We start from the raw sequence: 12,286 nt of genomic DNA on the forward strand, positions 1-12,286 counted from the left end.
GGGGACTCATCGACTGCTGACCACACATTTGAAACTGTGTGATTCGTCACATCGAAATTCAAGGGGGAAAATTGGTGGCGTTTTCAAGAGTATCTATGTCCTATATCGAATTTCGACGTTGCGCTATAGAGCCCTCATAACGCTTGGAAACGGACATTCCATCCGTAATGTATATTGCGTGTCGGTTAGACAAATTCGACACTGGCGTATTTTATAACGCAAACCGAACTGGGAATCCATGGCATTCAATAATTCCCTTCGAAATTCTCAGAATCAAATAGGGTTTTCGTGAGAGCCGAATTTTATATGTTGTGGGTGTGAACCAGTGGTTATGACCACGCACAAACCGCGCCGAACGTTGCAAACCACCGAAACGACACTGGACGTGATAGAGCTACTCAAAGAGAAGGATGGTGGACGAGTAACAGAGCTTGCAGCGGATTTGGATCTCGCTCCCAGTACGGTTCACAGCCATCTAACAACGCTTCACGAGCGAGATTACGTCGTTAAATTTGGCGATATCTACTATCTTAGTCTGCAGTTCCTCAATCTCGGTAACTACGTCCAAAACCGTCTGAAGAGTTATCAAATTGCTAATTCATACACGAAACAGATGGCCGAAGAGACCGATTGCCGTGCCATCTTTGCTGTCGAGGAGAACGGACGTGGCGTCTATATGTACACCGAATCCGGGAAGCATGCCGTCTGGAAGTACTCAAATGTAGGGCAGAAATTTTATCTCCATCAGACGGCTGCCGGAAAGGCGATTCTTTCGCAACTCCCACGGAGCCGCGTTCATGAAATCGTCACAACTCACGGATTGCCAGCGGCAACTGAAAACACGATCACTGACGTTGACGTGCTCGTAGACCAACTCGACGCTATCAAATCGGAAGGCGTGTCGTACAATTACGAAGAACAACTCGATGGTGTGAAAGCAGTTGGTGTCCCTGTGAAGGGTCGGGATGGACGAATTATCGGGGCCTTTAGTGTGGCAAGCCCAGCGAACCGTATGACGCCAGACCGGTTCGAGACCGAACTCCCGAAAATTCTGCTCGGAATCGCGAACGAATTCGAACTGGAGATCTCGCTTTCTTGAATTTTCTTTGCTTGGCTTTGTTTTCCGCCCAACGCAGGGGGGCCACCCCTGAAGATAACAGAAGTACCTTTGTGATGGATATGGCTTTCCGTTGTTCAACGTCTCAATAAAAGTGCGCGAGTAAACCTCATTTATCAGATTTTGGGATGCTAACCTTCAAGAACTAGTTTTCGCTGAGAAACAGATTTCAACGTAATCCCGATTGACACAGTTTCGGATGGAATCGACTGTGGCCGTCGATTGAACTTCTACGTTTATTCCCCTTCAATCGCCCAAGTCAAGGACTCAAGCAGTACTGCCATAACGATAGTACCCTTGTTATGGTTGGGGTTTGTCTTCACCACTGGATTTCAGGATTTGAGCCCCCCTATGGACGCTCCCGACGGGAAACTATCTCTGATTGAATAGCTGTCTGCCCGTCCAAAATTGATGGAACGTACATTATCGTAGTATGATTAGCACAACGGATACGTTACTGATGCGAGGTTGAATCCTGCTGATAGAGACTGTCCGGAGGATTAAACTGTAGATCGATATTGATTGTTCAATCATCGATGACGTGTTCGCGAGAGACACTACCCGCAGTACGCTGTATCGATAACAGATGGGGTAATTTGGCGGGACTGTGCCTCTACTGTGCATCCACAAACTCATTTCCTCACCACGAAAGGCGCATCATCAACTCGGTCATCCCACACAGCACACCGTTTGATAAACCGAATTTTCAACAAGATTTCAACAACATCGCACCCCGTCCAACACTGTTGGACACGTCCGGAATCAAGAATATGAGACGGTAATCTCGACAATATTCGCGGCGTTCTTGACCAGTTTCGGAATCTCCTCTTCGAACCGCTTGCCGTGTATTCGGCCAACAGGCCCCGAAACACTCACTGCACCAACAACCTGACCGTCACGAGTAATTGGAGCACCGATACAGCGAAGCCCCTTTCGAAGTTCTCCGTCGTTCACGGCGTAACCCTGCTTCGAAATTTTCTCAAGTTCTGCCCAGAGTTCGTCTCGGCTTGTAATCGTTTTGTCCGTTCTGCGAACCAACCCTCTTTCGTCTATTATTTGTTCGACTTCATCTCTCGGTAGTGCTGAGAGGATGGCTTTTCCCGATGCCCGACAGTGGAGATCGACGTGCTTTCCGATGTGGGATTTCACAGGCATCGCTTGGTCTCCCCGCTTTCGGTAAAGGTATACACCATATCCGTGTTCGGGTATCATCATGCTCGCTAACTCACCTGTCTCCTCTGCTAGCCGGTCCACCTCCTCGCAGCCGAGTTCGTAGAGCCGGTTTTGTGATCTGGCGTTCTCGCCAATCTCGAGGAATCGCATTCCAATTCGGTACGTCCCATCATCGTTCACTGCGTACCCGACTTCCTCGAGTGAGGATAGATACACGTGTGCGGTACTCTTCGGAATCGAGAGCTCGTTTGCGACATCTGTGACTCCTGACCCACCCGACCGCTGTAGGAAGTCGATGACTTCAAAGGCTGACCGTAGCGATTTGAGTGGCTTAGTTTTTGCACCAGACATGAGTTACCGTGTGAACTGTACACACATATATGTTCCTCCAATAGTCGCTATCTCGTTGACAATGTCCGCGAATCAAGGGAGTTCGAGGCTGTTGGAGGTTCCATATCCTGTCCAACAGTCTCAGACAACTCTGTTCAGTGTCATAATGTGGTTTCTCGAAGGAGGTGTCTCGTAGCATCGCGGAATTGTTGCGCCTCCACTCCATCATCCGGAATAAATCAAGTCAGGACTGTTGGTCGAAGGCAAATTGCGGAAAAAACACTGCAATAGAAACGCCAACCACGACGCTATCGGAGTATATCGAGAACTTCGTTCAGTGACTATGAGGTTTGTTCGAGTGTATTGACACCGTCAGTCGTCTGTGCAAGATCCCCCTCCAGTGCATCTAGGATGCGGTCGGTCGTGTCGGCAACTACCTTTTTCATGAACTCGGCGTCTGAATTTCTGGGGTCTCCACGGCCACCTTGGACTGCGATGTCGGTGTACCACGTGTATTGTCTTGCTTTGAATTTGGCCTTACGCTCTTGTTTCTCCTTTTTCTCTGTCCGAACTAGCTCTGGGTGGAACAGTTCAGTGACGCTCGTCTCGTGTTCGCCTGCATGGCTCCAATCTTCTCCGAAGCGAGTCTCCAGTTGATCTCGAGCGAACGAGGTCCAGTTTACGAGATACACTTCGATATCGTGCTCTCGCTGGAGCCGATCCCCCGCGAGCTTCAGTGGTGGGTTATTGCCACCGTGACAGTTGACAATAAGCAATCGCTTGGCCCCGTGTTGTGAAATCGAGGCCCCGAGCTCTTCGATGACTTTCTGATACGTATCTGGCATCAGTGTCAGGGTCCCTGCCCGGGTCATGTGATGTTCCGAGTATCCGAATGGAAGCGTGGGCAGGCGGATCATTGAGAGATCACGGTCTGCTGCGGTTTCGACGAGTATCCGGGTTAGGTTCTCCGCCCGGAGAGTATCGACCGAAACTGGGAGGTGGATCGAATGTTGCTCGATTGCACCGGTTGGTAAGACGAGGAAATCCGCATCCTCAATGGCCTCTTCGGCGTCTTCCCACGTCATGCTCCCGAGGTCGTAGCTGTCGTAGCTAAGCGAGACGGTCATACTGCCACCTCGTTTTTTCGTCCACCGAAATGTGGTGACAATGCCGCTACTACTTCTCCTTGAGTCGAAGACTCTGTGTTAATGGCTAACATCGAAAGTCTACGAGTAGCCAAGTGTATCTACTATTTATATCTTTGTACAAGCGGCGATATTGTCAGATGAAAATCGAACGTTCCTGTGAACGATTGTGCACTTTGGGCAAGTACGACAGATAGTTTCCAGCCAGTTCCAACAAGAACCAGAGGATTAGACACCTGAAACACTCGTCTCCATCGTTTTCCAAAGGCTATAAGGAACATTGACAATATTGACAATAATGAATAGATTTAAATGATGGTGGTCCTTTGGATGGATTGTCAAACGTTGGCAATAGGTAAGCATACACATGGCTAGAGACATCATCGAGTACGACATCAATCGACGACAGTTCCTTGCAATGACCAGTGCACTCACGGGTGCATCGCTTGCTGGGTGCGCGGGTGATTCGGGAGGCAACGGTGGCGAAGGAAGTGACAATGGCAGTGGTTCTGGCTCCGCAGGTGGGACAGTTCGGCTAAACGTTGCAATTGCCTCAGAGCCGTGGAACTTCGACCCGGCGTTGTGGGCTGACACGGGCTCGAGTGCGATTGGGAGTCTGATCTACGACGAAGTGATCGAGCTAACTCCCGACTCGGAGCTCGCACCAGGACTCGTCAAAGAGGTACCGAAGCCGACAAACGACGGACTTGCGTTCGACTACACGCTCCGTGATGGCTTGCAGTTCCACAACGGAGACGACGTGACCGTCGAGGATTTCAAATATTCCGTCGACTGGATTCTGAATCCCGACAACAACTCCCCGATTCGACGCCGGATTCCGAACGTTGAAGGGACAGAGATCGTGGATGACCGGACGCTCCGGATGAATCTGACGACCGAGTTCTCCACCCTCAACTGGTGGCTGACTCGGGGACTCGAAGGAATCGTCCAGAAGGGGTCTCGTGGCTCTGCCAGTGAACGAGAAGGGCCGACAGGAATCGCAACGAACCTCACGACCGACCCGAGTGGTGCCGGCACTGGCCCCTTCGAATTCGTCGAGTGGAACACAAACGAGAACGTGCTACTGAAAAAGAACGAGAATTACTGGAAGGACGGCATTCCGAAGGTCGACGAGATCAACTTCCAGATCATGCCGGAGGATTCGACGAGGTTGGCAAATCTCCGATCTGGAACCACCGACCTGACGACCTCGATTCCAGACAAGGACTTCGAGTCGCTGCAAAACGACCCAAACATCAAAACGGGAGCAGTCCCGGGGAACACGACCGAAGTGCTCTACATGAACCTCATGGAAGCGGACGGAAACCCGATGTCCAACGTCAACAACCGCCGGGCAGTCCAGTGGGGCATTGACGCAGAAGAAATCTTAGACGAGATATTCTACGGGAGAGGTGTTGCCCAGCATGGGCTCTGGTACCCGGACAGCGAGTGGACGTCGCCCAAGCTGAAGGAGATGGAGATGTACGACCCCGACAAGGCCCGGCAAGAACTTGAGAAGGCCGGCAACCCCGACGGGTTCACCTTCGAGATGCTCGTCACGAAGGGCTCTCATCTCAAAGACCAGGGTGTCGTCATCCAGAACCAGCTCTCGAAGATTGGCATCGACGTCGAAATAACCACGCTCGAGAAGTCCGCACTGTTCGACCAGGTGTACAACACGACGACGTGGCACGCAGCCTTGGAGAACTGGACGAACGCCGTCCCTGTCGTAACTTACTGGCTCAGCACTGGGTTCGTTCCAAACGACCGTAACCACAACAACTGGCACCACGCGTCTCCCGACCTGCCAGACCGATACGCACCAAGTGGACCGCCAGCGCCGGAAGACGCCGAAGGTGACTTCTCTAACGGACACGACTGGTACGTCCAAACGGTGAAGAAAGCCCAACGGACGGTTGATGAACAAGAACAAAAAGAGATTGTCTACCGGCTGCAGGAGTACCTCGTCGAAAATGCGATCCAGCTCGACATCGCTTACTCGAGTCGGCTTGCTGCATGGAGTGATGCGGCGTCCGGATACGAGATGGGGTCGTTCTCGTCTGACCTCCGTCCCGTGACAAAAGACTGATAATCCAGGGTAATCCACAAAAAGAGTCATTATCAATCATCTGCAAGCGATTGACGTCACAACCATGGAAATCATTACCAACATTTTGTTTCATACATTGAACCTATGAGCATCGGACGATTTATCCTCAAACGATTATTGTTGATCATACCGGTACTGTTCGGTGTGAGTGTGAGCGTATTCGGCTTGCTCCACATCGCACCGGGGGGTCCGGCAGCGGTCATGCTGGGGCCGCTCCAGAACGAACAGATCATTCAACAGGTACGCCAACAGCTCGGACTGAACCAGCCGTTTTACATCCAGTACTGGCTGTGGGCAAGCAGCGCGATTCAAGGTGACCTTGGTACCTCGTGGACTGTCCAGCAGGGGACGCCTGTCGTGACGTTGATCAAAAGCCGCCTTTTGCTCACGTTCGAACTCGCTCTCCTCGCCCAATTTCTCGCCGTACTCATTGGAATCCCGGCAGGAATCATCGGTGCGGTTCGACAGAATAAACCCGCAGACCACCTGTCTCGTATCGGGGCGCTTTCGGGCATCTCGATTCCGAATTTCTGGTTAGGCATCGTCCTGATCATGGTGTTCGGCGTCACCTTCAACTTCGATTGGGGGACGGGCGGCTGGATATCACCGTTCGAAGATCCGATTGCAAACCTTCAGCATCTCCTCCTCCCAGTCATCGCGCTCGGAACTGCTCGGGCAGCGATTATCCAGCGTATGACTCGGTCTGAGATGCTCGAAACGCTCAATCAAGACTACGTTCGGACGGCCCGAGCTATGGGAATTGGCGAAGTCGAAGTTGTGCTGAAAGACGCGACGAAAAACGCACTCATCCCCGTTGTAACCGTTATTGGAATTGGAATCGGTGGATTGCTGAATGGTGCAGTTCTGACAGAGACAGTGTTCAATCTTCCCGGACTTGGAAAGTTGTTTATCACAGCGATTGCCCGCCGGGACTTCGAGGTTATCCGTGCACTGGTATTGTTCATCACGTGTGTGTTCGTCTTCGCAAACCTGAGCGTGGACGTCCTCTATGCGTACCTCAATCCGAAAATCCGCGAAGATGGAGGGAACTGAAATGGCTACAAAAGAGACACGCACGATGGAGCAAGAACCGAAGACCAGTGAACACCGGAGCCAGTTCGAACAGTTTTGGCGGGAGTTCCGGAAGAACCGTCTTTCGATAGTCGGCGCGGTAATCATCGGTCTTACCCTCTTTGCTGCGATTTTCGCGCCGGTCATCGCACCACACGACCCTGCCACCCAGTTCGATGCCCCCGACGGAGAGCATAATCCGCTCCCACCGGGCTCTACATTGCTCGTCGAGGGTGAATCGAACGCAGAGATTACAGCGTATCTGGGGACGGACAATCACGGTCGCGATCTCCTTTCGAGGATGATCTTCGGGCTTCGGACGCTCATGATGATCTCGATTGGCGTCAATCTGGTCGCGATGACCGTTGGCATCACTCTGGGTGCGATTGCGGGTTACCTGGGTAATTCTTGGGTAGACGAGACCATCATGCGAGCGATGGATATCATCCTCTCGTTCCCGAGTCTGATCTTAGCCATCGCGATTATCGGTATCCTCGGCGCGGGCAAGACAGATTACGGATGGGTTGTCGTTCCAAACCTCGCGAAAATAATCTTCGTCATCGGGTTCGCGTACATTCCGAGATTCGCACGGGTGATGCGGAGTGCGGTGCTCAAAGAGATGGAAGAAGACTACGTGGACGCGGCAAAGTCACTCGGTGCGAGCAATTCACATATCCTCACTCGTGACATCCTCGTCAATACCATCCCAATTGTCGTCGTCCAAGCGACGCTCTACATGGCGACTGCAGTGTTGGCAAGTGCGGGGCTGTCATTCCTTGGACTCGGCTTACAGCCACCGACCGCGAGCCTCGGACTGATGTTGTCGAACGCGCGGAGCTTCGTCTACAGCGGCCAGTGGTGGTACCCAGTCTTCCCGGGATTGGCGCTCATGATCATCATCCTTGGGTTCAACCTACTCGGTGACGGACTGCGTGACGCCCTCGACCCACGGTATTCTCAGGAGGGTTCCAATGACCAGTAAACCGATACTCGAAGTCGAGAATTTGGTCACCCAGTTCCACACAGAGGAAGGAGTCGTCAAAGCGGTTGACGGCAACTCCTTCACCCTACATAAGGGGGAAGTACTGGGTATCGTCGGTGAATCCGGCTCTGGAAAGAGTGTCACCGCGATGTCGGTCATGCGACTCATCGACGAACCGGGATACATCAAGGAAGGAACCGTCCGGTACAAAGGAGAGGATTTGCTAACGAAGAGTAAGGCGGAGATGCGACAGATTCGCGGCAACGACATCGCAATGATGTTCCAAGACCCGATGACATCGCTGAACCCCGTCTACACGATCGGAAGTCAGATCTCTCGGGTCATTCGCAAACACACAGACGCAACGAAAGCGACGGCTCGAGAGCGGACAATTGAACTCCTCAGTGACGTTGGGATTCCCGAACCTGCGGCCCGCGTCGATGACTATCCACACCAATTCTCTGGTGGAATGCGCCAGCGAGTTCTCCTCGCGATGGCCATCTCCTGTGACCCGGATATTCTCATCGCCGACGAACCGACGACGGCACTCGACGTCACCATTGAGGCACAGATATTCGACCTCATCGACCGACTTCAGGAAAAGTACGGGATGAGTGTCATTCTCATCACGCACGACTTGGGAGTCGTCGCGGGAAGTTGCGACAGGGTTGCCGTCGTCTACGCAGGCCGTATCGTCGAGCGGGCAGGGGTACACGACCTCTTCAAATCTCCGCGCCATCCCTACACACGAGGATTGATGCGGTCGATTCCGAACCTCCGGTCGAACGAGAGCAGACTGACACCTATCGAGGGTCGAATTCCAGACTTGACCGCCCTGCCGACTGGGTGTTCGTTCCACCCCCGGTGTGTCCACGCGACAGAGGAGTGTTCACAGACGGATCCCGACCTACGTGAGGTTGAGGCGGGGCGTGAAGCCGCCTGTATCCACGCCCTTGGCTACAATCAAGCGACGATGACTCAAAGCTCAAATAATTCGGCAACGACGGATGGAGGTGTCTCCAATGACTAACCGCGACACGATAATGAGCGTCCATGGTCTCACGAAGCATTTCACACAGAACGACAGCTTCATCGACCGGTTGTTCGGTGCGACGCAGACGGTCAAAGCAGTCCAAGACGTCTCATTCGAGATCAGTCACGGAGAGACGATTGGGCTCGTCGGTGAGTCTGGTTCTGGCAAATCGACCACTGCTCGAAGCATTCTTCAACTCGATGAACCTACCGCTGGTACCGTCACGTACGATGGAACAGACGTGACTTCGCTCACGTCAAAGGAACTCAAGCAGTTCCGAAAGCGTATCCAGATGGTGTTTCAGGACCCTGCTTCGAGTCTCAATCGACGAAAGAGCGTCGGTCAGATCATTCGACAACCGATGCAGATTCACGGCCTGTACAAGGGCGAACGCGACGAACGCGTCGAGGAACTCATGGAACAAGTCGGCCTCTCACCCGAGTACTCAAACCGGTATCCTCACGAGTTTTCCGGCGGACAGCGCCAACGCGTGGGCATCGCGCGTGCACTCGCTGTCGAACCGGAGTTTCTCGTGTGCGACGAACCCGTTTCGGCGCTCGACGTCTCGATCCAAGCGCAGATCCTCAACCTGCTCAAAGACCTCCAAGTGGAGTACGACCTCACTATCTTGTTCATTGCCCACGACCTCTCAGTCATAAGGCATGTCTGTGACCGAGTCGCGGTAATGTACCTCGGTGAAATCGTCGAGATAGCAGAGACGGAACAGCTGTTTGCGAACCCACAGCACCCATACACTCGAGCACTGCTCAAAGCGATTCCAGAACCAGACCCGGAACTCGCACAGCAGCGAGAACCACTTTCGGGTGAGGTACCGTCACCTATCGACCCACCGAAAGGATGCTCGTTCCATCCACGCTGTCCGGAGGCGACCGAAGAGTGTCGCTCTATCGACCCGGACCTAGAACAGGTCGACGGCGCGACAGTCGGTCACGAAACCGCGTGCATCCACGTCGGTTCGTTCGGTGAAGATGGGGGTATTACGCTCGAATCGGCATCCAGAGACCGGTACGCGCCGGAGAACTTCCTGCACGAAAACGGAGCCATTGAGACCACGTCACCTGAGAATGAGGGAGCGTTCACTACCACGGGGGCAAACGAATGATTCGAGTGCAGGACACCCTCCAGTCGCTGGTTCCGCTACTGCTGACGTTCTTGCTCGTCCTGGCATACCAGTCGATAATCTCGACGGTGTTGACGGGCGTCCTTGCGTTCGTTGTGACGGTTGTGCTCTCAATTGCAACATGGTACGTCATCTGTCGCGTCGCGTTCGATAGCGACGGTCGCCTCGCTCTCGGAAAACGGCCCTTCTGAGGAGACAACTAACTCTTGGTGCTAATTTTTCCGCGCTGTTCGAGTTGTGATCACAATTGGGCAAGGACATTGATGACGACAGCGGAGGTTCTCAATCTGCTGTCGAGGCTCGGTCGGCCATCAATTGTTCTGCTCTCTCGGCCCAATCACCCCAGAGAAAGCCCGCACTCACAACGAGTGCCCACCAGACGTACGTGAGAACGATTCCAAGATAGACCGCAGAGAGTCCGTACCCAAGCCAGAAACCGGCGAGGTAACTGAAGCAAAGCATGAAGCCGAAGGTTCCGGTGAACCGAGCGTAGAATGGCGTCCGGGTATCGCTTGCGCCTTGGAGTGCTCCTGCCATCGGGAAGAAGACTCCGAAGAAGAACATCGAAATCCCGGAGATGCGCGTGAAGGTAACAGCGTACCCAAGCGTTTCCGGGTCTGCTGTGAATATGCTCGAAAGCGGTTCTGCCATGATCCAGATTGAAGTGCCAACGACCCCGAGCGTGAGTGCGCTGAGAGCTGTGATGGCCAAGCCCGAAAAGCGGGCGTCGGCCGGCTTTCCCGCACCAAGTCTCTGCCCGACGATAATGCTCGCAGCGACGCTGTACGAACGGTACAGGGGGCCTGCTATCTGTTGGTAGATTCGCCGTCCGATATGGTATGCGGCACTCACTTCTGTCCCAAAGACAAGTAACAAGGCGTTGAACGGAAAATTTGCGACAGATGTACTCATTCCCTCCGCGAAGTTGGGGAGAGAAACTGCGACCAGTTGCTTCGTAACAGTGGCGTCTCGTGGTCGCCTGAGCGACAGTTCAGTTCGGTTACTCCCTATCATTCCGAGTATCGCCAGGCACTCAAGCCCGCGGCTAAACGCAGTTGCAAGCCCGACACCCACGATACCAAGCCGCGGGAGCCCCACGAGTCCGAGTCCCAATCCGACAGTTGCGAAGATGTTGACGACGTTCGCGAGCCCGTTTACCACGAGCGGTGTTCGCGTATCACCGGTCCCCTGCAAGGTGCGTGCACCAACCAACGCAACGATTCGGAGCGGTGCGGCTGCAAAAACGAGCGTGAGATAGCTGGCTCCCATCCTCACGACTTCCAGTTCGGCGCCGAGAACTGCGATGAGGGCGTCCGCCAGGGTGAACCCAATGACGACGATCGGGAGGCCGACCAGAAATCCGATGAGTAGCGCTTGGGTCGTGGCTTGATCACGGGTTTTCGCGTCGCCCCGAGCGGTATCTTGACTTGAGAGAGCAATCCCACCAGTCCCTAGTGCACGCCCGATTCGGAACGGAACCTGCGCATATAGGTCGGCCAACCCGATAGCAGCAACCGCTGCCGGCGAGAAGAATCCCGTCACGACGATATCGATTGAACGCATCAACGTGTTGAGAAACTGTTGAACCACGATTGGCCAGGACAGTGCCATCACGGACTGCCAGGTAGCGACAACTCTGTCCCGCGGCTTGGACATTCGTACATCACCAACAACTAACGAGAGAAAGAATGTGTCGGTCGCGGCGATTCTGAAGGGGTACTACCTACATAGGTTGCATCAGGAATCGTTTCAGCAAACAAAGCAGGTATCGACAATACCTCCAATCACGTACCATGACATTGACGACGATTCAATGCAGTACTACCGTGAAAGACCTCCTTGAGAAAGTCGATTATCACGGGCAAACTGGCGAACACCTAGTGAGCCTGCTTGCTTACCTTCTCGTAGATTGTGGGCATCCCGTGCCGTGACATCACCGAAAAGTTCCTCTCGGATCTCTACGTTCTCTCTTGTGAGTGCGCGCGTACCATCGACGAACTGAATTCTATCTCCGGTTCAATTATCGCTGGAACCTCTCGATATTGTCTAGCATCCCAAAAACCCCGTGAGAGAATGCTACTAGTCTATTACTGTGAGTATAGATATCCTGAACAAGGTTGCTCAGAATAGACATACACAACTAAAAACAGGTGGATGAGCCACTCAAGCCATAACTCCTCTACT

At 53.3% G+C, this 12,286-nt stretch carries 10 protein-coding genes; 7 read left to right on the plus strand and 3 right to left on the minus strand.

Annotated features, from left to right (window positions below; translation table 11 throughout):
* The first annotated feature begins 331 nt into the window (after positions 1–331).
* On the plus strand, positions 332–1,099 hold the full coding sequence (locus tag V5N13_RS16145) for an IclR family transcriptional regulator (protein ID WP_336361650.1): 768 nt from the start codon (positions 332–334) through the stop codon (positions 1,097–1,099).
* Positions 1,100–1,879: 780 nt separating this feature from the next.
* Here V5N13_RS16145 and V5N13_RS16150 read toward each other — a convergent pair.
* Together V5N13_RS16150 and V5N13_RS16155 are read right to left on the minus strand one after the other, a co-directional pair.
* Positions 1,880–2,641: an IclR family transcriptional regulator gene (locus tag V5N13_RS16150; RefSeq protein ID WP_336361651.1), complete on the minus strand. Its 762-nt coding sequence runs from the start codon at positions 2,639–2,641 to the stop codon at positions 1,880–1,882.
* A 320-nt stretch (positions 2,642–2,961) separates the two neighbouring features.
* Positions 2,962–3,747: a creatininase family protein gene (locus V5N13_RS16155; RefSeq protein WP_332900181.1), complete on the minus strand. Its 786-nt coding sequence runs from the start codon at positions 3,745–3,747 to the stop codon at positions 2,962–2,964.
* Positions 3,748–4,132: 385 nt separating this feature from the next.
* Between V5N13_RS16155 and V5N13_RS16160 the strand changes: the two genes are divergently transcribed.
* The 6 genes from V5N13_RS16160 to V5N13_RS16185 all read left to right on the plus strand — a co-directional run bounded on the left by V5N13_RS16160 (position 4,133) and on the right by V5N13_RS16185 (position 10,293).
* Positions 4,133–5,854, plus strand: coding sequence for an ABC transporter substrate-binding protein (locus tag V5N13_RS16160; RefSeq protein WP_336361652.1), 1,722 nt, complete (start codon positions 4,133–4,135; stop codon positions 5,852–5,854).
* A gap of 111 nt (positions 5,855–5,965) precedes the next feature.
* On the plus strand, positions 5,966–6,928 hold the full coding sequence (locus V5N13_RS16165; RefSeq protein WP_442904989.1) for an ABC transporter permease: 963 nt from the start codon (positions 5,966–5,968) through the stop codon (positions 6,926–6,928).
* Position 6,929: 1 nt separating this feature from the next.
* On the plus strand, positions 6,930–7,928 hold the full coding sequence (locus V5N13_RS16170) for an ABC transporter permease (RefSeq protein WP_442904988.1): 999 nt from the start codon (positions 6,930–6,932) through the stop codon (positions 7,926–7,928).
* A complete protein-coding gene (locus V5N13_RS16175) occupies positions 7,918–8,958 on the plus strand; it encodes an ABC transporter ATP-binding protein (protein WP_332900177.1) in 1,041 nt (346 codons plus the stop codon). Before V5N13_RS16170 ends, V5N13_RS16175 begins: the two co-directional genes overlap by 11 nt.
* On the plus strand, positions 8,951–10,084 hold the full coding sequence (locus V5N13_RS16180) for an ABC transporter ATP-binding protein (protein WP_332900176.1): 1,134 nt from the start codon (positions 8,951–8,953) through the stop codon (positions 10,082–10,084). The genes V5N13_RS16175 and V5N13_RS16180 overlap by 8 nt, the downstream gene beginning before the upstream one ends.
* Positions 10,081–10,293, plus strand: a complete 213-nt coding sequence (locus tag V5N13_RS16185) for a hypothetical protein (RefSeq protein ID WP_332900175.1) — start codon at positions 10,081–10,083, stop codon at positions 10,291–10,293. Before V5N13_RS16180 ends, V5N13_RS16185 begins: the two co-directional genes overlap by 4 nt.
* Before the next feature lie 91 nt (positions 10,294–10,384).
* On the opposite strand, the gene V5N13_RS16190 is transcribed toward V5N13_RS16185, so the two are convergent.
* A complete protein-coding gene (locus tag V5N13_RS16190; protein ID WP_336361653.1) occupies positions 10,385–11,758 on the minus strand; it encodes an MATE family efflux transporter in 1,374 nt (457 codons plus the stop codon).
* Positions 11,759–12,286: the final 528 nt, after the last annotated feature.

The sequence above is a fragment of the Haladaptatus sp. ZSTT2 genome, from assembly GCF_037081775.1.
GTDB lineage: Archaea > Halobacteriota > Halobacteria > Halobacteriales > Halococcaceae > QDMS2.